The following is a 23,706-nucleotide window of genomic DNA, read 5'->3' as shown; positions in this document are numbered from 1 at the left end:
GATGCCCGTCGTTCGAATAAAGCGCACAGGTGCGGACGTTATACATGGTGACCGACGAGAGGACCACAAAATGGCAGACCGCAGTCTCCGCGGCATCCGACTCGGCGCCCAAAGCCTCCAGAGCGAAGACGGCGTCGTGTTCCACGACCGTGCACAACACACCTACATCTGCAGCACCTGCGGACGCGACACCGTCCTGACCTTCGCTGCCGACGCCGAGGTTCCGGAGTCCTGGGAGTGCCGCACGTGCGGCGCCGAAGCGCTGCTGCGCATCGGCGACGGCACCGCGACCGTCGACCACTCGGGCGACAAGGCCGCCCGCACGCACTGGGACATGCTGCTCGAGCGCCGCACGCTCCCCGAGCTCGAGGAGTTGCTCGAAGAGCGCCTCGCCTTCGTGCGCGCCCGTCGCGGCGCGGGCAACGAGAAGCTCAGCGCCTGACGTGCCGATCAGGGCGTCCCGATCGGGACGTCCTGACCGAAACGCCCTGAGAATTCAGACGCCGGCCCCCGTGGGGGTCGGCGTCTTCTTCGTGCGCGGCGCGCGCACCGCCAGCGACAGCCCTGCCGCGAGAAGACCGGCGAGGCTCCCCCACCCGAGCACCATCTTCACGGCGGGACCGATCACCACCGCGGGCGTCAGGCCGGTGCGGAGGGGGACGTCGGTCAGCATGTGGCCGGCCTCGTCGATCGGCAGAGCATCGAGCGTCGACCCGTCGGGCGCGATGACCTGGCTGGTCCCGACCGTCGACAGGTTCACGACCGCACGCCCCGTCTCGATCGCGCGCATCTGCGCGAACGCGAGCTGCTGCAGGTTCTCGTCGGTGCCGCGGAAGTCGGCGTTGTTGGTCTGGAACATGTAGACCTGGGCGCCCGCGTCGGCCCCGTCCCACACGACGTCGTCGTAGATGACGTCGAAGCAGATCGCCAGCCCCACGCCCACGCCGTCGATGTCGATGAGCGGACTCGCCGTGCCCGGCGTGTACTCGCGACCGATGAGCCCGATGAGGTCGGGAGCGAAGGGCTCCCAGAACGCCCGGTCGGGCACGTACTCGCCGAACGGCACCGGATGCCGCTTGTCGTACGTCGCACCGGACTGCCCGTCGGCCGTCCACAGCAGCGCCGAATTGAACAGGTCGGGTCCGCGCTCCGTCACCGCGGACACGAGCAGCGGCGCGTCGACGCGGCGCGACAGCTCTTCGAGCACCGCGGAGGTCGAGCTGTTCGCGGTCGGGTCGGAGTCGACGCCTCCCTCGGGCCAGAGGAGCACGTCCATCTGCTGGCCGAAGAGCGGGGCGGATGCCGCCAGCTGCGCGTTCAACACGGCATCGCGCGCCCGCTGGTCGAAGTACCCGGCCGGGCCGTTCCCCTGGACCGCGCCGACGCGGAGCGACCCGGCAGCCGCGGTCGGGAACTGCGGCAGCACCAGCAGCACCACGAGCAACCCGGCGGCGGGGACGGCGGCGAGGGGCCTGCGAAAACGGCGAAGGCGAACGAGCTCGACCGCCATCGCACACAGCAGCACGATGAGGAACGACAGGCCCGACATCCCCACCCACGACGCGACCTCGGCGAACGGCCCGTTCACCTGCGACACGCCGATGCGCCCCCAGGGGAAGCCGCCGTAGGGCCACGACCCGACGATCTGTTCGCGCAGCACCCATAGCCCCGCGACGAGCGCCGGGAGCGCGAGCGTGCGGCCGAGCACCCCGGGAACCACGCGGGGCACCCACCGGTACGCCAGGGCGATCGGCACCGCGAGCACCGCCGTCAGCAGCGCCTCGAGCACGAAGAGCGCGGCCCACGGGATGGGTCCCAGGTAACGCGCCGTGAAGAGCAGGTTGACCGAGAAGAAGGCTACACCGAAGAGGAAGCCCACCAAGACGGCCGACCAGAACCGGCGGCCGATGAGCGTCAGCAGGGCCAGGGCGACGGCCGGGAACGCCAGGGGCCACCACGCGAGCGCGGGATAGGCGGTGACCAGAAGGAGTCCCGCCACGACCGACAACGGCGCGGCGAAGGCCAGGCGCAGCACAGGTCGCGGCGGCGGGGTCGTGCCGCTCATGCCGACGTGTACGCCACGATGCCCCGGCGCACCGCGTCCAGTGCGGTGCGCGCGGTCTTCGCGAGCGGCGGCTCCGCGACGAGCGAGATCTGGTCGAGCAGGTCGATCGTCTGCTTGGCCCATCGCACGAAGTCCCCCGCGGCCATGTCGGCCAGGGTCAGCACGCTGTCCAGCGGCAGGCCGCGCGCCCAGGCGTGCATGGCCGGCGCCAGGCCCGAGGCGGGGCTCTCCGAGCCGGGGAGGCGGTGGTCGCGTTCGAGGTCGTCGAGCTCCTGCCACAGCGTCTGCGTGGCATCCAGGGCTCCCCGGAAGGCACCGCGGGGAAGTCCTCGCTCCCCCGGTCCGGCCTCGTCGCGCCGCGGTTCGTACACGAGGCAGCACGCGAGAGCGGCGAGCGAGGGGGCGTCCAGCCCGTCCCACAGGCCCTGGCGCAGCGACTCGGCCACCAGCAGATCGCGCTCGCCGTAGATGCGGCGCATCGTGCGGCCGGCGCGCGTGAGCACGGTCGCGCCGTCGGCCTCGATCGCCACGTACTCCAGCGCGGCGAGCACCTCGACGACCCGGTCGAACACGCGCGCCACGGTGCCCGTGCGCTGATCGATCTGCTGCCGGGTCTTGTCGGTCGAGCGTTTGAGCTTCCAGTACCGCTCCGCCCAGCGCGCATGCGCCTCGCGGTCGGGGCACGAGTGGCACGGATGCCGCTGCATCCGCTTGCGCAGCGACTGGATCTGCTGCTGGCGCTCGTCCCTCAGGCGCCGGGGCGCGGTGGCGTCGCGACGGTTGATCTTCTCGAGGTCGCTGAGCTCGCGGCGGATCGTGGAGTACTCGCGGAAATCGCCGCGGTCGCACGTCATCGCCTTCTCGTAGCCGTCGAGCGACTCCTCGGCATCCTTCACCTGACGCGCCAGACCCACGACCGAGCGATCGGCCTGGAACTGGGCGAACGAGGACTCGAGGATCTCGCGCGCGCGGGCCCGCCCGAACTGGTCGATGAGGTTCACGGCCATGTTGTAGGTGGGGCGGAAGCTCGAGTTGAGCGGGTAGGTGCGACGTGAGGCGAGGGCCGCGACCGACTGCGGGTCGAGCCCCTCGGTGAACTGCACGACCGCGTGGCCCTCGACGTCGATGCCGCGACGGCCGGCGCGGCCGGTGAGCTGGGTGTACTCGCCCGAGGTGATGGCGACGCGGGCCTCGCCGTTGAACTTCTCGAGCTTCTCCAGCACCACGGTGCGCGCGGGCATGTTGATGCCGAGGGCGAGCGTCTCGGTCGCGAAGACGACCTTCACGAGCTTGCGGCGGAAGAGCTCTTCGACGACCTCCTTGAACGCCGGCAGCAGGCCCGCGTGGTGGGCCGCCATTCCGCGCTCGAGGTTGTCGCGCCACTCCCAGAAATGCAGCACGGCGAGGTCTTCGTCCTTGAGGGTGAAGGTCAGCTCGTCGACGATCTGGCGGATCTCGACGCGTTCCTCCGCCGAGGTGAGACGCACGTTCGCGCGGCGCAGCTGCTGCACGGCCGCGTCGCACCCGGCGCGACTGAAGATGAAGAAGATCGCCGGCAGCAGGTGGTTGCGCTGCAGCAGCTCGACCACCTCGGGACGGTCGATGCGCTCGATGCGCGGGCCCTGCTGCGCGCGCAGCGGCTTGTGTCCGCCGCGGCGCTGATGCGCGTGGCGCGGGCCTCCGGCGTGGCGGGCGGAGCGGTACTCCTGGGCCCGCCGGTTGTTCTCGTACCCGCCCGCGTTGCCGCCGCGGATGCGCAGCAGCTCCTGGTTGACCTGGGCCGTGGCCACGCCGGCGCGGTCGTCGAACAGCGGCAGCAGGTCGCCCCGCACGAGCACGTGCTGTTCCAGAGGAACAGGACGCGTCTCCGACACGATGACCTCGGTGTCGCCGCGCACGGTGTCGAGCCAGTCGCCGAACTCCTCGGCGTTCGACACGGTCGCCGACAGCGACACGAGCTTCACCGACGGCGGGAGGTGGATGATGACCTCTTCCCACACGGCGCCACGGAAGCGGTCGGCGAGGTAGTGCACCTCGTCCATCACGACGAATCGCAGGCCCCGCAGCGCCGGTGAATCGGCGTAGAGCATGTTGCGCAGCACCTCGGTGGTCATCACGACGATGCGCGCCGAGGCGTTGATGTTGGTGTCGCCGGTGAGCAGGCCGACCTCGTCGTCGCCGTACACCTCCTGCAGCTCGTGGAACTTCTGGTTCGAGAGCGCTTTGATGGGCGTGGTGTAGAACGCCTTGTCGCCCGGCTCGAGCATCGCGAGGTGGATGGCGAACTCGCCGACGATGGTCTTGCCGGCACCGGTGGGCGCGGCGACCAGGACGCTCCGCCCGTCCTCGAGGGCGTGGCATCCGGCGATCTGGAAGTCGTCGAGCTCGAACCGCTGCATCTCGGCGAAGTCGGCGGTGTGCGGGTGCGACGAGCGAGCGCTCGCGCGGGCGAAGCGCTCCGCGGGGCTGGGGGAGGTCACGCGATGGGCCCCGGCGCCATCTCCGCGGCGACGCGACGGGCCTTGCGGCGGTCGAACAGCAGCGACAGTCCGGCGGCGGCGAAGAAGAGCACGATCAGGATGCCGGCCAGCATCAGCATGCTCACGACGTCGGCCGCGGGGGTGGCGAGGGCCGAGAAGATGACGGCGATGAGGATCGCGACTCGCCATCCCTTCAGGATCGCCCTGCCGCTCATGACGCCCGCGACGTTGAGGGCGACCAGGAACACCGGCAGCACGAACGAGACGCCCACGACGATCAACAGCTTGAAGACGAAGTCGTAGTAGTCCACGGCGTTGTAGAAGTTGACCCCGCCCTCGGGAGTGAAGCCCCACATGAGCTCGATCACGTGCGGGACGATGAGCAGACCGACCCAGCACCCCACGAAGAACAGGGGAACCGCGGATGCCACGAAACCGACCGTGTAGCGGATCTCCTTGCGCGTGAGACCGGGCATGATGAACGCCCAGATCTGCCAGAGCCAGATCGGCGCCGACAGGAAGATGCCGATCGAGAAGGCGATCCGCATGCGCAGGTCGAACGCCGACGTCACCGAGGTGAAGTTCAGCGCCGAGAAGTCGTCTCCTCGCCGCGCGGCGATCTCGCGGATCGGCTCGGTGATCAGGTGGATGATCGGATCGGTGATGATGAACGCGACCACCATGCCGACCACGAGGGCGAGCGCGGCGATCATCAACCGCTTGCGCAGTTCGACCAGGTGCGCCCCGATCGACATGCGCTTATCGCGCCGCGGTTCCTCGGGGAGGTCGATCCGCGGCGATCGTGCCGTCGCCACGCGTCAGACGGTGGGGTCGGTCGACCTGCGCGGTTCGGGTGCCACGGCCGGCGCGGTGCCGCTGTCGGCGGGCCGCGGAACGTCGGAGGACTGCGCGGACGCGACCTCGTCGTCGCGCTTCATCTCCTTCATCTCGCTCTTGAACACGCGGGCCGACTGACCCATGCTCTTCGCGAGCGCGGGAAGCTTGGCGGCACCGAAAAGAAGGAGGATGACAGCCAGAACGACTAGCAGGTGCCATCCGGTCAATCCCTGGAACATGAGGACTCCTCGTCTCGTTCGGGCGAGTCATCAGTCTAACCCGCGCACACGGCGGGCGACCCGACCCGCGGGGAAATCCCCGTAGCGTCCAGGTACACCGCCGGCGGATCAGTCTTTGTCGATGTACTGCGCCAGCCCCGCCGCCGCCCACGCGGCCGCCGCGCGCCGCGCGCCGAGCGGCTCCAGCAGCTCCACCTCTCCCCCGCGGCGGGCCGCGAGCCGTTTCAGACTCTGCTCGTCGGCGAGGCGCAGGGATGCCACGGCCGTGTCGTCGTCGGCATCCTCGATCTCGGCGCGGTCGAGGTAGTCCGCCAGCAAAGGCGCCACGGCGCGCGGGAAGCGGAAACGCGCGACCACCTCGTCGTCGCCCGGAGCGAAGAGCTCCGGCACGGGGTCGGCACCGTGGACAGCCGCGATGTCGGTGAGGGTCGGCTCGCTCACGCGGTCGAGGAGGAAGGTGCGCACGGCCTGGCGGAGGTGATCCCAGCCCTGCAGATACCACTGGCCGTTGGCGATGTGCACCTTGATCGGGTCGACGGTGCGCGAGGCCGGGGCGGCACCCGGGGCACGGTACACGAAGGTCACCGCGACGCGCTCGCGCAGGGAGCGGTCGACCACGTCGCGGACGCTGTCGACGGGTCCGGGCGCGACGATCACGGGCGGTGGAGCGGCGGCCGCTCCCCGAGCCAGCTTCTCGAGCAGTCCGGAGACCACGTCGCTGTCGCCCACACCGGGGAGGCTGCGTGCGAGCTGCAGACCGGCGAGCAGCGCCGCCGCCTCTCGGGCCGTCAGCCGCGGGGAGCGTTCGAGCCCGACCGTGTTCGTGATGGCGATGACGTCGTCGCGGTCGAGCAGGTCCCAGTCGATGTCGAAGAGGTCGTGCGGCAGCTGCCAGTAGCCCTGCTCGCCGGGCAGGCCGATCACGGTCAGGCGCTCGACCATCGCGCGCATCTGCTCGGGCGCGACGTCGAACTCAGCCGCGGCCTCCGCCACGCTCACCTCGCCCTTGCCCAGAAGGTACGGCACGAGCTGCAGCAGGAGCGCGGCGCGATCGAGGGCCGCGATCGGGCGGTCACCCCCGGGACGATCGACGCTCATGCCGCTCCCCCGTGCCGCTCGAGGGTCGCCCGCAGGCGCCGGACGACCTCGGTGCGCAGGTCGGCGGGGGCCACCACGCGCACCTCGGGGCCGTAGGAGGCCAACTCGTCGGCGAAGACGTGCAAATCGACGTAGGGCACGACGATGCCCTGCGGCGCCTCCTCCGCCCGCCGTGCGAGACGCAATGCGGCCTCGGTGCCCGGGTGCACCTCGAGCAGAGCCCGTTGACGCGCGGCGACGTCGTCCAGTCCCCGCAGAGCGCGCTCCCCTGCCCCCTCGCGCAACGCGGGCGGGAACTTCTCCCGGGTGACGGTGACGTCGCTGACGATGCGCGACAGCAGGAACGTGCGATCGGCGCCGACGTTCACGTCGAAGCCGTACACGTGCCATCGCGCCTCGTACTCGACGAGGGCGAGAGGACGCAGACGGCGCTCGCGCGGCTGCGCATCGCCCGGGCGCAGGTAGGTGAAGGTGACGGTGCGGCACTGCTCGATCGCGCGCTGCAACGCCCCGAAGGAGGCGTCTCGCACCCGGATGCGCGGGGCGTAGCCGATGATCGGCTCGTCGACGGCGATGCCGAGGGCGCGGATCTTGCGGAGGCCGCTGCGCGCGTCGACCGAGAGCGACTCGCTGCCCCACACCCCGCCGGCGATGTTGAGCAGCGCGATCTCCGCGGGGCTGAAGGAGATGTCGACGGGGAGCGCGTACTCCGCGGTCGGCACGCGATAACGGGCCTCCCGCAGGTCGTCGGGGTCGGTGCGATTGCCGATCGTCTCGATGGGCACGCCCAGCCCGCGGAGGTTCTCCTTGTCGCGCTCGAACATCTTCTCGAGCGCGTCTTTCGAAGCCCCCGCGTCGAGCTGTTCGCGGTACCCGGCTACCGACGACAGGATCGTGTCCTTCGTCAGGCCCTGCTCGGTCGCCATGAGCGCGACGACGAGGTTCACCAGACGCTCCTCGGGAGCGTTGCGGGAAGCGGCGGGCACCCGCCCATCCTAGGCCGGGGCCGGGGCCGAACCGCCGAGACCGGCCCGCGCGCGCGAGGGCGACGGCGGGCCGGTCTCGAAACGACGCGGAGGGGCGGACTCAGCCGATGGTGCCGAGGATGTCGACGACGTACACCAGCGCGGTGTTCGCCGGGGCCTGCAGCGCCTGCTGGTCCTGCTGGGTCTGGTCGGCGGGCACGACGACGAGGACCTGCGAGCCGACCGGCTGGCCCTCGAGAGCCGAGGCGAGGGCCGGGGGCAGCGCGGAGACCTTCGCCTGCCCCGGGGCGCCGTTCTTCCAGGTGGAGGCGAAGGTGGTCTTGGCGCCCCAGGCGACGCCCTGGACGTGGATGATGGCCGAGGAGTCGGCGGTCAGCACGTCGCCGTCGCCCTTCTTGATGACCTGCGATCGCACCTCGGTCGGGGCGTCGCCGGCGGGGATGACGACACCCGGCTGACCGTCGGGCGCGCGCACGACGGAAGGCATGCCGGAGTCGGCGTTGTACTGGTCGGCCCCGTCGGCCGCGGGCAGGAACACCTTGCGCACGTCGAAGACGAAGATCGCGCCGTCGCCCTCGGTGACGCCGAGCGCCTTCGCCCCGTCGGCCCCGAGGTCGGAGCCCGGGATCGCGACGGCCACGCGTGAGCCCTCGGCCACGCAGTTCAGCAGCGGAGCGATCGAGGGCACGGCCTGCGTCAGGCGCGGGAGCGGCGTCGCGGTCGCGAGATCGGCGTCGTACTTCGTGGCGACGAGCTGCTCGCCGGTCGCCGCGTCGAGCACGGTGACCTCGACCAGCGCGAGCTGCTTGTCGCTCGTGATGCGCTGCCCGTCGCCCGCGATGAGGGTGTCGGTGCCGGCCTGCTCCGGGAAGAAGGGCGAGCGCACCGTGACGGTGGGTGCAGAGCCGAGATCGCCGGTCGCCTCGACGACCGAGGCGACGCTCGCATCGGTGGGGGTCGGGCACGACGAGGCGGCGGATGCCGAGCACCCGACGAGGCCGAATCCGGCCAGAGCGGTCACGGCAACGAGAGCGGGAAGTCTGCGCACCGGAACAGTTTAGGTGCTCGCGCGGCTCTCGCCCGCCGCCCCACCCTGGTCACTCCGGCGCAGGGGCACCCTCCGTGGGCGCGGCCGCGCCCGCCACCGACTGGCGGACGCCCTCCGCGGACTTCTGCGCCTCGCGCACCCGCTTGCGCAGGTTCTTATCGGTGATCTCACGATCGCCGACGGCGCCCGGCGTCCACAGCTCGACGTCCTCGTCGCCGTAGCTCGACTTCGACGCGCGGCGCTTGACCTCGGGCGGGATCGCGCCCGGCGCCAGACGACGGGCGGTGATGAGGAAGCCGGTGTGGGCGACCATGCGGTGGTCGGGGCGCACGGCGAGGCCCTCGACGTGCCACCCGCGGATCATCGTCTCGCTGGCATCCGGTTCGGTGAACAGGCCCGTCGCGCGGATGTACTCCGCGACACGGCTGAGCTGCGTCGCGGTGGCGATGTAGCAGAGCACGACACCGCCGGGAGTCAGCGCGTCGGCCACGGCGTCGATGCACTCCCACGGCGCGAGCATGTCGAGCACGACGCGGTCGACGGAGGCCGGAGCCACGGCGTCCGGGAGGCTCTCGACGAGATCGCCGACGACGACCTCCCAAGTGGCGGGGTGCTCGCCGTGGAAGGTCTCGACGTTGGCGCGGGCCACCTCGGCGAACTCCTCGCGGCGCTCGAACGACAGCAGGCGACCGGCCGGGCCGATCGCTCGCAGCAGCCACAGCGAGAGGGCACCGGAGCCGACGCCGGCCTCCACGACCGTCGCGCCGGGGAACACGTCGGCCTGGGCCAGGATCTGCGCGGCGTCCTTGGGGTAGACGATCGCCGCTCCGCGCGGCATCGACATGACGAAGTCGCGCAGCAGGGGGCGCACGGCCAGGTAATCGTGGCCGGAGCTGTTGGTGACGACGCTGCCATCGGGCTGCCCGACCAGGAGCGAGTGCTTCAACACGCCGTTGTGGGTGTGGAGCTCTCCCGCCTCGCGCAGGGTGATCGTGTGCATGCGGCCCTTCGGTCCGGTCAGCTGCACGCGGTCGCCGATGCGGAAAGGTCCGCTCAGGTGGGGGGTCTCGCTCATGGGTTCACTCGCGTTTCGGGGAGTCGGGTCGGGGTGTGCGCATCGTGGAGGGCGCGGAGATCGGCGGCGGTCCGCCCCTCGAGGCTCGACCAGAGCGCGTGCGCTCCGACGCCGTCGAGCGGGACCATCAGGGGGACGCCGAGCGAGACCGCGCCACTGGCGATCGCCGATCGCAGGCCGTTGGGGCTGTCTTCGATCGCGAGGGAGTCGCGGATGTCCACACCGAGGGCCTCGGCCGCCTGCAGGTAGGGATCGGGGTGGGGCTTGGGCCGCTCGACGTCGTCGCCGGCGACGACCACGTCGAAGGCGGGGAAGTCGATGAGGTCGGCGATCGACAGCGCCATGCGCCGCATCGACATCGTCACCAGTGCGGTCTTGACCCCGTGCGCCTTGAGGTCGGCGAGCAGCTCGCGCGCGCCCGGGCGGAACGGCACGCCCGTGCTCGCGAGCTGGCGCAGCACCTCGTCGGTCAGGTGAGCGATGATCTCGTCGACGCCCCACGGCACGCCGGCGTTCTGCAGCAGGCGCGCGGAGTCCTCGAGCGCGAGACCCACCATGCCCAGGGCCTGTTCGTGCGACCAGGTGCCCCCGAACCGCTCGACCAGCGGCACCTCGGCGGCCATCCAGTAGGGCTCGGTGTCGACGAGGGTGCCGTCCATGTCCCACAGGACCGCAGCGAGGGCGGAAGAAGTCATCGTTCCATCTTATGGAAGGTGCGGCTCCTCCCCCGCGCCCGCGGGGTCGCCCGGTCCGACCGCCTCCGCGCGGGTGCGCCTATCCTGGAACGAAGCCCCGACGGGGCAGAGGAGGTTGCGTGGACGCACTGGGTCGCCGGATCATCGTCGCCGCTTTCGACGGCTGGAACGACGCCGGAGAAGCCGCGTCCGCCGCGGCGGCGCTTCTGCGCGCCGACGCGGAGTACGAGGTCGTGCACACGGTCGACCCCGAGCTGTACTTCGACTACCAGTACACGCGCCCCCAGATCGGATTGGATGCCGAGGGTCGACGCACGCTCACCTGGCCCGAGGCCAAACTGCTGCGTCCGACCGAGCGGTCGGGCGATGCGGAGATCTGGCTGCTGGTCGGCGTGGAGCCCGCGCGCGCCTGGCAGGCGTTCGCGGCGGAGTTCATCGACGTCGCTCTGCGGGAGGACGTGACCGGCTTCGTCGCGCTCGGATCGATGATGTCCGACGTACCGCACACGCGCCCGATCTCGGTCTTCGCCGGCAGCGACAACGACGGCGTGCGGCAGTCGCTCGGACTCGAACGGAGCCTCTACGAGGGGCCCGTCGGCATCCTGAGCGCGATCGGTCACGCCTCGGAGCAGGTCGGCATCCCGACCGCCAGCCTCTGGGCCAGCGTCCCGCATTACGTCGCGGGACACACCCCCTCTCCCAAGGCCACGCTCGCGCTGCTCGAGAAGCTGGAGGCGATCACCGGCATCACCGTTCCGCGCGGCGACCTCGAATCCGAGTCGCGCCAGTGGGAGGCGTCGATCGACGCCGCCGCGGCCGATGACGAGGAGATGAGCGACTACATCCGCCAGCTCGAGCAGACCCGCGACACCTGGGACTCTCCCGAGGCGTCGGGCGATGCCATCGCCCAGGAATTCGAGCGCTATCTGCGCCGCGGGGGCGAAGGTCCCTCCAAGCCCGGTCGCGACGACCCGCCGCGTCGCTAGCCTCCGTCGCGAAACACCCGGTCCCTTCGACACGCTCGGGGACCTCGCACCGACACACGGACCGAACCGAGGTGGCTGAGCCCGTCGAAGCCATCGGCACCCGCCTCGCCCGCACATGACGACGGCGCCGCCCCGAAAGGGGCGGCGCCGTCGTCATGGCATCCCGGGATCAGCTGGTCATGACCGCCGACACCGCGGGGATGACGCCGGTCAGCAGCAGGACGATGATGAGCAGACCCAGCGCGATGCGGTAGACCACGAACGGCAGGAAGCTGCCGCGCTTGAGGTACTGCATGAGGAAGGCGATCACGAGGTAGCCCACCACGAACGCGATGACCGTGGCGATCGCGGTCTCACCGAGGTTGTACGGGCCGGTGCCCTCGTCGAAGCTCTTGTAGAGCTCGAACAGACCACTCGCGAAGACGGCGGGCACCGCGAGCAGGAACGAGTACTCCGCGGCGGCGGTGCGCTTGTACCCGAGGGCGCGGCCGAGCGTGGTCGTCGCCCCCGAGCGCGAGACGCCGGGCACGAGGGCGAGCGCCTGCGCGAAACCGTAGGCGATGCCGTGCGGGTAGGTGAGGTCGTCGAGGTCGCGACGGCGCTTGCCGTAGTGGTCGGCGAGACCCAGCAGGATCCCGAAGACGATCAGCACGATCGCGGTGATCCACAGGCTCCGGAAGTTGTCGCGGATGAGGCTCTGCAGCAGCACGCCGAGCAGGGCGATCGGGATCGTGCCGAGGATGACGAGCCAGCCCATGCGGGCGTCGGGGTCGTTGCGCGGCACCTTGCCGCTGAGCGAGAGGAACCAGCGCGAGATGACGCGACCGATCTTCTTGCGGAAGTAGATCAGGACGGCGAGCTCGGTGCCGATCTGCGTGATGGCGGTGAACGTCGCGCCCGGGTCGGTCTGCGACGGCAGGAACTCCCCCACGATGCGCAGGTGCGCGCTGGAGGAGATGGGGAGGAACTCGGTCAGGCCCTGGACGAGCCCGAGGATGATGACCTCGAAGATATGCATGCGGTCCTTCAGTACGTCCGGAGGAGGTCGGCGAGAACACGTCGACCGAACTCGAGCGCGTCGACGGGGACGCGCTCGTCGACACCGTGGAACATCCCGGTGAAGTCGAGACCGGCGGGAAGTCGCAGCGGTGCGAATCCGTAACCGGAGATTCCGAGGGTCGACAGCGCCTTGTTGTCGGTGCCGCCTCCCATCAGGTACGGCACGACCGGCACGCCGGGGTCGTGACGGCCGAGCTGCGCGACCATGGCGTCGACGAGGTCGCCCGAGAAGGGCACCTCGAGGCCGATGTCCTGATGAACGATCTCGATCTCGACGCCGTCGCCGACGATGCGGCGGATGTCGGCGAGGGCGGCCTCTTCCGTACCGGGCAGCACACGCACGTCGATGAGAGCCTCCGCGCGGTCGGGGATGACGTTGTGCTTGTACCCGGCGGTCAGGCCCGTGGGGTTGGTCGTGGTGCGCAACGTCGAGCGGATGAAGCTGGATGCCGCGCCCGTGCGCTTCGCGAGGGTGTCGGGATCGCCCGCGTCGTCACCCGTGATCTCGGCGAGACCCGCCAGAAGCGCACTCGTGGTGTCGGTCAGCCGGATCGGCCACTCGGTGCGGCCGAGGGCAGCGACGGCCTCCGCGAGGCTCGTCACCGCGTTGTCGACGTGAAGCCCGCTACCGTGGCCGGCCCGGCCGCGGGCGACGAGCTTGATCCACATGAGGGCCTTCTCGCCGACCTGCAGCAGGTAGGCGCGCCTGTCGCCGACGGAGATGGAATACCCGCCGACCTCGCTGATGGCCTCGGTGGCGCCGGCGAACCACTCGGGGCGGTCCTTGACGACGCGCGCCGATCCTTCGACGCCGCCGTTCTCCTCGTCGGCGAAGAACGTCACGATCACGTCGCGCTCGGGCTGCTCCCCCGCACGCAGCAGCTCGGCGACGGAGGTGAGGATCATGGCATCCATGTCCTTCATGTCGACCGCGCCGCGGCCCCACAGGATGCCGTCGCGGATCTCTCCCGCGAACGGATCGACACTCCAGTCCTCGGCGACGGCGGGGACGACGTCGAGGTGTCCGTGCAGGATCAGCGCCGGCTTGTCGCGGTCGCGTCCCGGGACGCGGGCGCAGACGTTGGTGCGCCGCTCGACCGGCTCGTAGTAGGCCGTGTCGAGACCGAGACCCTCGAGGTAGGCCCCGACGTACTCGGCCGCCTCGCGTTCGCCGTTCGCGCGACCCCCGCCGTAGTTCGAGGTGTCGAAGCGGATGAGGTCGGATGCGATGCGGGCGACCTCGGGGACGTCGGTTTCGAGCTCGGGCATGCGCACTACGGTACCGGCGGCCGGGGCGCTCCCCCGACGCGCGTCGTCAGGAGACGAACGTGATGCGGGGTGATCTCCGGACCCGGACGCGCCCGGGCGTCACCGTCGGTTCGAGGCGGGGCCCGGGGCGTGGTAATGTCGTTCCTCGTTGCGAAAGCGACAAAACACCCAGATGCGCGGGTGGCGGAATAGGTAGACGCGCTAGCTTGAGGTGCTAGTGCCCGTATAGGGCGTGGGGGTTCAAGTCCCCCCTCGCGCACAGAATGAGAAAGACCCCCGGGGTTCATCCCCGGGGGTCTTCTTCGTTGTCGACGCGAGGAGCAGGGCTGGCACCCCATGCCGTGACCGCGAGGAAACACCGGCGTGACATGGCGCGCCTAGCGTCGAGGCGTCCCCGGCAGATCGGATCACGCATGGCTCGCTTCCACGTCCCCACCATCGACATCTCGGCATGGGTGGGCCCCGGCTCGCTCGACGCCCGATCGGCGGTCGTGGCGGCGATCGACCACGCGTGCCGCACGGTGGGGTTCATGCAGATCGTGGGGCATGGCATCCCGGATGTCGTCCTCGACGACCTGCAGCGCGGTCTCGACGAGTTCTTCGCGCTGCCACTGGAGGCGAAGAAGAAGTACGTGCGCCCCGGCGGCGAGAACCGCGGGTACAGCCCGCCGAAGAGCGAATCGCTCAGCTACAGCCTGGGGGTCGACCCGGTCACCCGCATGAACGACTTCTTCGAGGCGTTCAATGTGGGCACGTCGTGGCGCGAGTACCCGGATACGACGGCGACCGTCGAGGACTACGCCGAGAACACCTGGCCCGACGACGCCGACGGCTTCGAAGCCGCCGTCACCGCCTACTACGGCGAGGCACGTCGGGTGGCGCAGACCCTCACCCGCATCTTCGCCGCCGCCCTGCGGGTGCCGGAGGACTTCTTCGGCGACGTCACCGACCACTCGATCGACGTGCTGCGCATGAACAACTACGCCCTGCCGCCCGGCTCGATCGAGCTGGGCGCCGAGCTGACCGGCATGGGCGAGCACACCGACTTCGGACTGGTGACGGTGCTGTGGGCGGATCGCGTCGCGGGCCTGCAGGTGCTGGGACTCGACGGGTCGTGGAACGACGTCTCACCCGCCGAAGGCGCCCTCCTCGTGAACCTGGGGGATGTGGCCGCCCGGCTGACCAACGACAAGTGGCTCTCGACGCTGCACCGGGTGAAGCCCCCGGTGATCGACGGCACCATCGAGCGGCGGCGGTCGGCGGCGTTCTTCCACGACGGCAACGCGGACGCCGTGATCGCCCCGCTCCCGGGCTTCGTCTCGGAGGAGGCGCCCGCGCTGTACGAGCCGGTCACCGTGCGCGAGCACATCGCCGCGAAGCTCGCCGGTTCGCGCGCCGGACGCAAGAACGTGAGCGCGGTGCGCGAGGCCGCGCGGGTGGCGGCGGCAGGACGCGGCTGATCCCGGGGCCCGCGCGGAGCGGGCCTGCGCGGAGCGGGCCTGCGCGGAGCGGGCCTGCGCGGAGCGGGCCACGGCGGGGGCGGCGCGCGGCGGGCACGGCGGGGGCGGGGGCGGCGCGGGCGGCGGGCTGCGGCGACCGCGCGGGCGGCGCACCACGCATAAACGCCATTCGTGTGTGGAAACGCGCTGTCACCGCGTTTCCCCACACAGATGGCGTTTATGCGTGAGGGTGACGCCCCGCGCCCAGGTGACGCGGGTCAGGCCGCCGACACCCCGAACAGCAGACCCAGCACGTAGGTCACCGCGGCGGCGCCGAAGCCGATCGCGAGCTGACGCAGGCCGCGCTTCAGGGGCGAGGCGCCCGAGAGCAGACCGACCATCGCACCGGTGGCCATCAGCGCGATGCCGACGAGGCCGAGGGCGAGGGCGACGGCGCCGAAGCCGCTCATGCCGAAGATCCACGGCAGCACCGGGATGATCGCGCCCGAGGCGAAGAACAGGAAGCTCGACAGCGCCGCACCCCACGCGCTGCCGACGACGTCGTGCGAGGACTCCCCCGGGGCCGCGGCGACGGGCGCGCTGCCGGCCTGGGCGGCGGTGACGACCTCGCGCGCCTTGTCGAGGGCGGCGTCGGGATCCATGCCGCGCGTGCGGTACACGAGGGCGAGCTCGTTGGCATCCAGGTCGAGGTGGGGAAGGGCGGAGTCGGCGAAGTCGCTCTCCTCCGTGGCTTCGAGCAGCTCGCGCTGCGAGCGCACCGAGACGAACTCGCCCGCGCCCATCGACAAGGCGCCCGCGAGCAGGCCCGCGACGCCGCTGAACAGCACGAAGCTGGGTGCCACGCCGGTGGCGCCGACGCCCATCACGAGGGCGAGGTTGGAGACCAGGCCGTCGTTGGCGCCGAAGACGGCGGCGCGGAAGGTTCCGGAGAGGCGTCGACGCCCGCGTGCGGCGAGCCCGCGGACGACTTCGTGGTGCACGCGCTCGTCGGCGGCCATCGCGGCGGTGGCGTAGGGCTCGTCGGCGTAGGGCGATCGCGCCTCGGCGTTCTGCGCAAGGGCGAGCACGAAGATCGACCCGAAGCGGCGGGCCATCCACGCCAGCAGGCGCGTGCCGATCCCGGGCGACGGCAGGCGCTTCGGGGTCTCCCCCAGCAGGTCGATCCAGTGCTGCTCGTGTCGCCCCTCGGCCTCGGCGAGCTCGAGCAGGATGTCGCGCTCCTCGCCGGTGCGACGAGACGCCAGCTCGCGGTACACGCGGGCTTCAGCGCGTTCGTCGACGAGATAACGCGCCCAACGGCGACGGTCGCGGGCGGTGGGTGTGGCGGAGGTCGTCACGGGGGCTCCTTCGGGTCGTCCCCACCGTAGTGAGCGGGAATCCGACCCCCGGGCGCGTCGATCGATACTGCCAGCATTTCGGGCTTCCGAAGCCCGGAACGACGCGGATGCCGAGGGGCGGATGCCAGCATTTCGGGGGCGCGAAAGCGGTCTCGCGAGACCCACGGCTCCTCCGGCGTCGAGACGGCACGTGGCTGACATCTCGGTTGCATGATGTCGCCGAGACGTCGGCGGGGTGCTGTCTCGTGCCCAAGAGAGGGGGCGGATCCGGCGCGCGCCGCGGCGCGGCATCCGGTGGTCAGGAGCGCACGCGCTTGCGCAGCAGGTCGATGCGCGCCTGCAGCTGCGCCACCGTGGCGTGCGAGACGGCGGGTCCGCCGCACAGGCGCCGGAGCTCGGCGTGCACGAGTCCGTGCGGCTCCCCGGTCTGACGGGCGTAGAGCCCGACCATCGTGTTCAACAGCTGACGCTGCTCCTTGAGCGTGCGGTGCAGGGGACCGGGAAGACCCCCCTCGTCGACCGACGGCGGCTCGACGCCGTTCTCCTTCTCGTGCGCCTCGCGCGTGGAGCGGTGGCGCGACTGACGCGTGGCACGCGACATCAGCACCTCGTGCACCTGCTCGGGTTCGAGGAGCCCGGGGATGCCGAGGAACTCCTCCTCCTCGATCGTCCCGGGCACGGCCAGCTGACCGAACTCCTGCCCGTCGAACATCACGCGATCGAAGTGCGCGAGGGAGGCCAGGGCCTGGTACTCGAACTCCTGCTCGAGCGCGTCGGAGGCTTTGTCCTCGCGCTCGGCGGCATCCATCATGTCTTCTTCGGCGTTCCACTGGTCGTCCGCGTCGCTGTCGCGGTCGAGGGCGTGCTCGCGCTGCGCCTCCATCTCACCGGCGAGCGCGAGCAGCTGCGGGACGTTCGGGAGGAACACGCTCGCCGTCTCACCCCGGCGGCGGGCGCGGACGAAACGGCCGATGGCCTGCGCGAAGAAGAGCGGCGTCGAGGCGCTCGTGGCGTAGACGCCGACGGCGAGGCGCGGAACGTCGACGCCCTCCGACACCATACGGACGGCGACCATCCACCGGCTCGTGCCCTTCGAGAACGTCTCGATGCGGCCCGAGGCCTCCGCCTCGTCGGAGAGGACGACGGTGACCTTCTCGCCGCTGATGTCTTCGAGGATGGCGGCGTAGGCGCGCGCGGCGGTCTGGTCGGTCGCGATGACCAGGCCCCCGGCATCCGGGACCGTCTCGCGCACCTCGGTGAGGCGACGATCGGCGGAGCGGAGGACCGCGGGGATCCAGTCGCCGTTGGGGTCGAGCGCGGTGCGCCAGGCCTGCGAGGTGATGTCCTTGGTGTTGTCCTGGCCGAGCTGGGCCTCCATCTCCTCACCCGCCTTGGTGCGCCAGCGCATCTGCCCGGCATAGACGAGGAAGAAGACCGGCCGGACGACGCCGTCCTCGAGGGCGCGCTTGTAGCCGTAGGCGTAGTCGGTGCGCGAGAGACGGATGCCCTTGGCGTTGGGGTGGTACTCCACGAACGGGATGGGCGCGGTGTCGCTGCGGAACGGCGTTCCCGACAGCAGCAGGCGCCGGGTGGCGCGGTTGTACGCCTCGCGCAGGGCGTCGCCCCAGCTCAGCGCGTCACCACCGTGGTGCACCTCGTCGAGGATGACGAGGGTTCTGGCATCCATCGTCAGGCGCTGGTGCACCTCGGCCTTGACCGCCACCTGGGCGTACGTGACCGCGACGCCGTGGTACTGCCGCGAGGGCGTGGCGTGCCGGTTCGAGAAGTACGGATCGAGACGGATGCCGACCCGCGCGGCCGCCTCGGCCCACTGGGTCTTGAGGTGCTCGGTGGGGGCGACGACGACGATGCGGTCGACGACGCGCCGCCGCATGAGCTCGGACGCGAGACGCAGGGCGAAGGTCGTCTTGCCGGCGCCGGGGGTGGCCGCGGCGAGGAAGTCGCGGGGGCCCTTGCCCTCGCCGTCGGGTCCGTCGAGGCCGAAGTAGAGGTCGAGCGCCTCGGCCTGCCAGGCGCGCAGACGCTGGGCGGTCCCCCACGGCGCACGCTGCGGGAACGACGGCGAGAGGTGCTCGGCGGCGAAAGAGCCGAAGTGGGGCTCCGTGCCGTCGACGGCTCCGTCGAACGCCGGGTCGGGCGTCGCCCCCGGAGCGGGGTCGTCGGCGACGGGCGCGGTGGCGTGCGAGGGTTCGATCGGGGCGGATGCCGTGGAGGCGGCGTCGGGGGTCGTGACAGCGGGCGCGTGCGCGGCGGGCGCGGGGCTCGCGGCCCGGCCGGGACTCGCCACGGGACCGGGACTCGCGACCGGGCCGGGACTCGCCACGGGACCGGGACTCGCGACCGGGCCGGGACTCGCCACGGGACCGGGACTCGCGACCGGGCCGCGACCCGCCACGGGCCCGGGACTCGCGATGCGCGGTGCCGGGGTCGTGGCATCCGCGTGGGAGAGGTTCGGGGTGCGGGCTTCTTCTTCCAGCATCGAACCTCCATCCCTCGCGAGCGCGAACATCAACGATAGGCGACCTCGGCGCACGACATGCCCGGGCCGAGAACGGATCCGTCCCACCACCGGCCATAAACGCGATCCGTGCGCAGAAACGCGTCGACGCAGCGTTTATGCGCACGAATCGCGTTCATCGGAGTCGCGGTGGGGCCCGTCGCGAGCGGCCGTGGCGGCGACCACGGCGTCCCCCCGGCGCGCGCCCTCGCGCTCCGGGCGCGCGCGCCTTCCCGCCCCACCGGCGCGCGGCTGCCGTCAGCCCGGTGGGATGTTCCGGCCGGTGGAGCGCGCGTCGCCGGCATCCCTCCTTGCTGTGTCGGAGGCCGGGGGTACCGTGGAGGACGGAGGTTTCGATGACACTCGATCCGCACTCGCCCCGCACCTCGCCTACGCCCGACAACGCCGGCCCGCATCCGTGGCGCCGCTTCGTCGCCCTGGGTGACTCGTTCACCGAGGGCATCGGCGACCCGTTGCCCGACGGCGGCCACCGCGGATGGGCCGATCGCGTCGCCGAGGTGCTCGGCGCGCAGGTCGACGACTTCGCCTACGCCAACCTCGCCGTGCGCGGCAAGCTCATCGCGCAGATCGTGGCCGACCAGATCGAGCCCGCCCTGGCGCTCAAGCCCGACCTCATCACGATCTCGGCGGGCGGCAACGACGTGATCCGCCCGGGCAGCGACCCCGACGCGGTCTCGCGCCAGCTCGAGGACGCCGTGGCGCGCCTGCGCAGCGGTGGGGCGACGGTCGTGGTGTTCACGGCGATCGACACCGAGTTCACCCCGGTGTTCCGCGGCATCCGGGGCAAGGTCGCGATCTACAACGAGAACATCCGCTCGATCGCCGATCGGTACGACTGCGTCGTCGCCGACCAGTGGGGGCTCAAAGAGGTGCAGGACATGCGCTTCTTCGACGACGACCGTCTGCACTACAACGCCCTCGGTCACCACGAGGTCGCTCGCATGGTGCTGCGCGCGCTGAACGTCCCCAACGACCTCGAGCCGCTGCAGGCCGAGACCCAGGCGATCATGACCTGGCGCGCCGCTCGCGAGAAGGACTTCGTGTGGGCGCGCGAGTACCTCGTGCCCTGGGTCCTGCGACGGCTGCGTCACCAGTCATCGGGCGATCACATCCTGCCCAAACGTCCGGAGCCGCTCCCCGTGGTCACCCTCGCCCCGGGGCCGGATGCCGCGGGCCCGCGCGAGACGCAGGTCTGACGCCGTGCGCACTCTTCCCGACGCGGTCACCGCGCTGCTGAGAGCAGCAGACGCCGACACGCTCCTGCGCGACGCCGACGCCCTCGCCGACACGCTCGCAGACGCCGGGTGGGCTCCCGACGTCGAAAGCGGTCGCTTCAGCGCCGACGGGTGGGACGTCGTGTCGTCGGCCTGGCCGCCGAACGTGTCGGTGTTCCGCGACGGCGAACTGCTCGACGTGCGCCGCGACGCGCTCTCGATCGTCGCGACGCTGCACGCCGAACCGCACCGCTGGGTCTTCGACACCGAGGGTCCGGACTGGTCGGGCTGGAGCGCCGACGACCCGCGGTGGGACGACGAGCCGGTCGATTGGCTCCTCTGGCGTGGGCAGGGCGTCGTCGTGCAGCTGTTCACCGCGCCCGCCATGACCGCCGGGCCTGGCACGCTCCCGCCCCACCTGCACCTCGCGATCGAGCGCGATGACTCTCCGTCCGAGGGCCTGCCGCGCGACGAGGCGCGAGACCGCCGCGTGGCATCCGAGGGAAGCGTCGTCGAACGGTGGTTCCTGGTGGGTGAGCACGACCTGCCCGACGAGATGCTCGCCGCGCTCGAGGGCGACCCGGATCAACGCGTCAGCGCCGCCGCCGTCTCGGAGCGCCGCATGCGCGCGGGACGGTTCGACGACCCGACCGGCTGAGCCGACGGGCGGTCTTCGGTCTCAGCCGCGGTGCCCGCGCCCCAGCTCCCACAGCGCGACGGCGCTGGCGGCGGCGACGTTCAACGAGTCCACTCCCCCGGCCATCGGGATCGTCACGACCGTGTCGGCGGCGGCGAGCGCGCTGCGGCTCAGTCCATCGCCCTCGGCGCCGAGCAGCAGGGCGACGCGCTCGTGCCCCGCGGCCGAGAACGCGTCGAGCGTCACCGCGTCGTCCGACAGCGCGAGGGCGGCCAGGTGGAAGCCGGCGTCGTGCAGGAGGGGGGTGGCCTCCGTCCACTCGGGGAGCCGCGTCCACGGCACCTGGAAGACCGTGCCCATGCTCACGCGGACGCTGCGCCGGTACAGCGGGTCCGCGCATCGCGGCGTGACGAGCACGGCATCCGCCCCGAGTGCGGCGGCCGACCGGAACGCCGCCCCGATGTTGGTGTGGTCGACGATGTCCTCGAGCACGACGACGAGCCGCGCGTCCTTCACCACGTCGGCCACGGATGCCAGCGGAGGCCGATGCATGGAGGCCAGCAGCCCGCGGTGCACGGTGTACCCGGTGACCTGCTCGGCGATCTCGGAGGGGACGACGTAGACCTCGGCATCTTCCCCCACCAGGGCGAGGGCGTCGGAGAGGAACTTCTCCTGCACGAGGACCGAGCGCGGACGGTGACCGGCGCGGAGCGCCCTGTCGAGGACCTTGGACGATTCCGCGATGTACAGGCCACCCTCGGGCTCGCTCACGCGGCGCAGCGACACGTCGGTGAGGTCGCGGTAGTCGGCGAGACGCGGGTCGTCGGCGGAGTCGAGCGGGATGACGGGCATCGTCCCATCGTGCCAGCACCGCCCCCTTCTCCTCCTGTCGGGGTCCGATCCCCGAGCGCGCGAGAAACGCGGCACCCGCGGTCGCTCCGTCGGTGGCTCGGGAGCTCGAGGCCGCGGCGCCGGCCGAGCCCGGCGGGGATCACGAGCGCGTGAGCCGGTGTCGGCGCCCCGCCATAGACTCGACTCGACGGAGGTGCGCATGACCGACACGACGGAGGATGCCGGGTTCTCGGCATCCATCGATCGGGCTGTCGAGGTGCTCGCCGGCCGCCGGGTGGCCGTGTTGACCGGCGCCGGGGTCTCCACCGACTCGGGCATCCCCGACTACCGAGGCAAGGGCGCCCCCACGCGCACGCCGATGACGGCGCAGCAGTTCCTCGCGAGCGCCGAGGCGCGCCGGCGCTACTGGGTCGGCAGCCATCTCGGGTGGAAGGTGTTCGCGGCGGCCGAGCCCAACGGCGGTCACCGGGCCCTCGCGGCGCTCGAGGCCGCAGGGGTGGCCAACGGCGTCGTGACGCAGAACGTCGACGGTCTGCACGTGCGGGCGGGCAGCGGCCGGGTCGTCGAGCTGCACGGGACCATGCGCCGGGTGGGGTGCCTGCACTGCGGGCAGGTGTTCGACCGCCGCGATCTCGCCGAGCGCGTCGAAGCCGACAACCCGTGGATCACCCTCCCCGAGAACGTCGAGCTCGGACCCGACGGCGACGTGACGCCGGCGTCCGCCGACGGGTTCGTCGTCCCCGTCTGCTCCGTGTGCGGCGGCACGCTCAAACCCGACGTCGTCTTCTTCGGCGAGTACATCCCGGTCGAGAGGTTCCGCGAGGCCGAGCAGCTCGTGCACACCAGCGACGCCCTCGTGGTGGCCGGGTCATCGCTCGTGGTGAACTCCGGCATCCGGCTCGTGGAGCGGGCGCGCCGCAAGCGCCTGCCGGTGGTCATCGTCAACCGCGGCGAGACGCGGGCCGATCAGCGCGCGAGCGTGAAGATCGACGGCAGTACGACCGAGGTGCTCCAGGCGTTCGCCGCACGGCTGCCGGGCCTGCTCTGACGCCGACGCGCCGCGGACCCGCCCGTCGCCTCCGGACTCCCGGAACCCTCACCGCGTGCCGACGGTTAGGCTCGGACGGTGACGATCCTGACTCTTGTGCGACACGGTGAGACGGCCTGGAACTACGGGGGCCGCATCCAGGGCTCGACCGACATCCCCCTGAACGACACAGGTCGCATCCAGGCGCAGGGCATCGCCGAGACGCTCGCCGCCGAGTACGCCGGACGCGACGTCGTCGTCGTCTCGAGCGACCTGTCGCGCGCCGCCGAGACGGCCGACGTCATCGCCGCCGCCCTGGGCACCACGGTGAGCCGACGGATGCCGGGACTCCAGGAGCGCTCCTACGGCGAGGCCGAGGGGATGGACGCCCCCACCTTCTACGACACCTACGGACCGTGGCACGCCGCCGACGTGCCCGGCGCAGAAGCCTGGCCGGTCGTGCGCGAGCGCGCCCTCGCCGCGATCGCCGAGGTGGTGGCATCCACCCCCGCCGACGTCGACGTGATCGCCGTCGCGCACGGCGCGCTGATCCGCGAGGTCATCATGCACGCCACCGACGGGCAGTTCCCCCGCGAGGGCGAGCGGCTGCCGAACTGCTCGGCGACGACGTTCCGCCTCGACGGCGACGCGTGGGAGATGCTCGCGTACGCGGGCGTCGCGGGCTAGGCCGGACCGCATCACGGGGGCGGCGACCGGAGGTCGCTGAGCCCGTCGAAGGGACCGGGATCCGCACACCCCGGTGGCTTCGACACGCTCAGCCGTCTGACGCGCGACCGCAGGTC

General features: G+C 71.4%; 21 protein-coding genes and 1 tRNA gene. 8 read left to right on the top strand and 14 right to left on the bottom strand.

Annotation, left to right across the window (positions count from 1 at the left end; all coding sequences use genetic code 11):
* Positions 1 to 70 precede the first annotated feature (70 nt).
* On the top strand, positions 71 to 442 hold the full coding sequence (locus tag AB0N80_RS13615) for an RNA polymerase-binding protein RbpA (protein WP_315995799.1): 372 nt from the start codon (positions 71 to 73) through the stop codon (positions 440 to 442).
* A gap of 54 nt (positions 443 to 496) precedes the next feature.
* On the opposite strand, the gene lnt is transcribed toward AB0N80_RS13615, so the two are convergent.
* The 9 genes from lnt to AB0N80_RS13570 form a co-directional block, all read right to left on the bottom strand.
* On the bottom strand, positions 497 to 2,065 hold the full coding sequence (gene lnt / locus AB0N80_RS13610) for an apolipoprotein N-acyltransferase (RefSeq protein ID WP_363578993.1): 1,569 nt from the start codon (positions 2,063 to 2,065) through the stop codon (positions 497 to 499).
* Positions 2,062 to 4,545, bottom strand: coding sequence for a DEAD/DEAH box helicase (locus tag AB0N80_RS13605; protein WP_363391417.1), 2,484 nt, complete (start codon positions 4,543 to 4,545; stop codon positions 2,062 to 2,064). Before AB0N80_RS13605 ends, lnt begins: the two co-directional genes overlap by 4 nt.
* A complete protein-coding gene (gene tatC / locus AB0N80_RS13600; protein ID WP_315995802.1) occupies positions 4,542 to 5,300 on the bottom strand; it encodes a twin-arginine translocase subunit TatC in 759 nt (252 codons plus the stop codon). The genes AB0N80_RS13605 and tatC overlap by 4 nt, the downstream gene beginning before the upstream one ends.
* A 63-nt stretch (positions 5,301 to 5,363) precedes the next feature.
* Positions 5,364 to 5,621: a Sec-independent protein translocase subunit TatA gene (gene tatA, locus AB0N80_RS13595; protein ID WP_315995803.1), complete on the bottom strand. Its 258-nt coding sequence runs from the start codon at positions 5,619 to 5,621 to the stop codon at positions 5,364 to 5,366.
* A 108-nt stretch (positions 5,622 to 5,729) separates the two neighbouring features.
* Entirely contained in the window at positions 5,730 to 6,719 is a 990-nt protein-coding gene (locus AB0N80_RS13590) for a WYL domain-containing protein (protein WP_363578992.1), read from the bottom strand.
* Positions 6,716 to 7,705 (bottom strand): WYL domain-containing protein, encoded by a 990-nt coding sequence (locus AB0N80_RS13585; protein ID WP_363578991.1) that lies wholly within the window; start codon positions 7,703 to 7,705, stop codon positions 6,716 to 6,718. Before AB0N80_RS13585 ends, AB0N80_RS13590 begins: the two co-directional genes overlap by 4 nt.
* Positions 7,706 to 7,805: 100 nt before the next feature.
* Positions 7,806 to 8,753 (bottom strand): FKBP-type peptidyl-prolyl cis-trans isomerase, encoded by a 948-nt coding sequence (locus AB0N80_RS13580; RefSeq protein ID WP_363578990.1) that lies wholly within the window; start codon positions 8,751 to 8,753, stop codon positions 7,806 to 7,808.
* A 49-nt stretch (positions 8,754 to 8,802) separates the two neighbouring features.
* A complete protein-coding gene (locus tag AB0N80_RS13575) occupies positions 8,803 to 9,828 on the bottom strand; it encodes a tRNA (adenine-N1)-methyltransferase (RefSeq protein ID WP_315995807.1) in 1,026 nt (341 codons plus the stop codon).
* Positions 9,825 to 10,523 carry an HAD family phosphatase gene (locus tag AB0N80_RS13570; RefSeq protein ID WP_363578989.1) on the bottom strand — a complete coding sequence of 233 codons (699 nt, stop codon included), beginning with the start codon at positions 10,521 to 10,523 and terminating at the stop codon, positions 9,825 to 9,827. Before AB0N80_RS13570 ends, AB0N80_RS13575 begins: the two co-directional genes overlap by 4 nt.
* 119 nt (positions 10,524 to 10,642) lie before the next feature.
* Here AB0N80_RS13570 and AB0N80_RS13565 point away from each other — a divergent pair, with 119 nt between their 5' ends.
* The gene (locus AB0N80_RS13565; protein ID WP_315995809.1) at positions 10,643 to 11,509 is read left to right on the top strand and encodes a PAC2 family protein; all 867 of its coding nucleotides are present in this window, start codon (positions 10,643 to 10,645) and stop codon (positions 11,507 to 11,509) included.
* 169 nt (positions 11,510 to 11,678) lie between these two features.
* Here the strand turns inward: AB0N80_RS13565 and AB0N80_RS13560 are convergent, their stop codons facing one another.
* Complete coding sequence (locus AB0N80_RS13560) at positions 11,679 to 12,527, bottom strand: undecaprenyl-diphosphate phosphatase (protein WP_363578988.1); 849 nt, start codon at positions 12,525 to 12,527, stop codon at positions 11,679 to 11,681.
* Between the two features lie 8 nt (positions 12,528 to 12,535).
* Positions 12,536 to 13,837 (bottom strand): M20/M25/M40 family metallo-hydrolase, encoded by a 1,302-nt coding sequence (locus AB0N80_RS13555; RefSeq protein WP_363578987.1) that lies wholly within the window; start codon positions 13,835 to 13,837, stop codon positions 12,536 to 12,538.
* Positions 13,838 to 14,011: 174 nt separating this feature from the next.
* Here AB0N80_RS13555 and AB0N80_RS13550 point away from each other — a divergent pair.
* Both AB0N80_RS13550 and AB0N80_RS13545 read left to right on the top strand, forming a co-directional pair.
* Positions 14,012 to 14,096, top strand: a tRNA-Leu gene (locus AB0N80_RS13550).
* Between the two features lie 154 nt (positions 14,097 to 14,250).
* On the top strand, positions 14,251 to 15,297 hold the full coding sequence (locus tag AB0N80_RS13545; protein ID WP_363578986.1) for a 2-oxoglutarate and iron-dependent oxygenase domain-containing protein: 1,047 nt from the start codon (positions 14,251 to 14,253) through the stop codon (positions 15,295 to 15,297).
* Between the two features lie 257 nt (positions 15,298 to 15,554).
* On the opposite strand, the gene AB0N80_RS13540 is transcribed toward AB0N80_RS13545, so the two are convergent.
* Together AB0N80_RS13540 and AB0N80_RS13535 are read right to left on the bottom strand one after the other, a co-directional pair.
* The gene (locus AB0N80_RS13540; protein WP_315995813.1) at positions 15,555 to 16,634 is read right to left on the bottom strand and encodes a VIT1/CCC1 family protein; all 1,080 of its coding nucleotides are present in this window, start codon (positions 16,632 to 16,634) and stop codon (positions 15,555 to 15,557) included.
* Between the two features lie 298 nt (positions 16,635 to 16,932).
* Positions 16,933 to 19,134, bottom strand: coding sequence for a DEAD/DEAH box helicase family protein (locus AB0N80_RS13535; protein ID WP_363578985.1), 2,202 nt, complete (start codon positions 19,132 to 19,134; stop codon positions 16,933 to 16,935).
* 374 nt (positions 19,135 to 19,508) lie between these two features.
* Between AB0N80_RS13535 and AB0N80_RS13530 the strand changes: the two genes are divergently transcribed.
* Positions 19,509 to 20,369, top strand: a complete 861-nt coding sequence (locus tag AB0N80_RS13530) for an SGNH/GDSL hydrolase family protein (RefSeq protein WP_363578984.1) — start codon at positions 19,509 to 19,511, stop codon at positions 20,367 to 20,369.
* Between the two features lie 4 nt (positions 20,370 to 20,373).
* The gene (locus tag AB0N80_RS13525) at positions 20,374 to 21,045 is read left to right on the top strand and encodes a hypothetical protein (protein ID WP_363578983.1); all 672 of its coding nucleotides are present in this window, start codon (positions 20,374 to 20,376) and stop codon (positions 21,043 to 21,045) included.
* Positions 21,046 to 21,066: 21 nt separating this feature from the next.
* On the opposite strand, the gene AB0N80_RS13520 is transcribed toward AB0N80_RS13525, so the two are convergent.
* Positions 21,067 to 21,876: an RNA methyltransferase gene (locus AB0N80_RS13520; protein ID WP_315995817.1), complete on the bottom strand. Its 810-nt coding sequence runs from the start codon at positions 21,874 to 21,876 to the stop codon at positions 21,067 to 21,069.
* Positions 21,877 to 22,075: 199 nt separating this feature from the next.
* Between AB0N80_RS13520 and AB0N80_RS13515 the strand changes: the two genes are divergently transcribed.
* Together AB0N80_RS13515 and AB0N80_RS13510 are read left to right on the top strand one after the other, a co-directional pair.
* Positions 22,076 to 22,924, top strand: a complete 849-nt coding sequence (locus AB0N80_RS13515) for a Sir2 family NAD-dependent protein deacetylase (RefSeq protein WP_315995818.1) — start codon at positions 22,076 to 22,078, stop codon at positions 22,922 to 22,924.
* Between the two features lie 78 nt (positions 22,925 to 23,002).
* Positions 23,003 to 23,590 carry a histidine phosphatase family protein gene (locus AB0N80_RS13510; protein ID WP_315995819.1) on the top strand — a complete coding sequence of 196 codons (588 nt, stop codon included), beginning with the start codon at positions 23,003 to 23,005 and terminating at the stop codon, positions 23,588 to 23,590.
* Positions 23,591 to 23,706 lie beyond the last annotated feature (116 nt).

Origin of the sequence: Microbacterium sp. NPDC089188 (assembly GCF_040685155.1) — a bacterium.
Lineage (GTDB): Bacteria > Actinomycetota > Actinomycetes > Actinomycetales > Microbacteriaceae > Microbacterium > Microbacterium galbum.
This window is presented reverse-complemented; position numbering and strand designations above follow the sequence as displayed.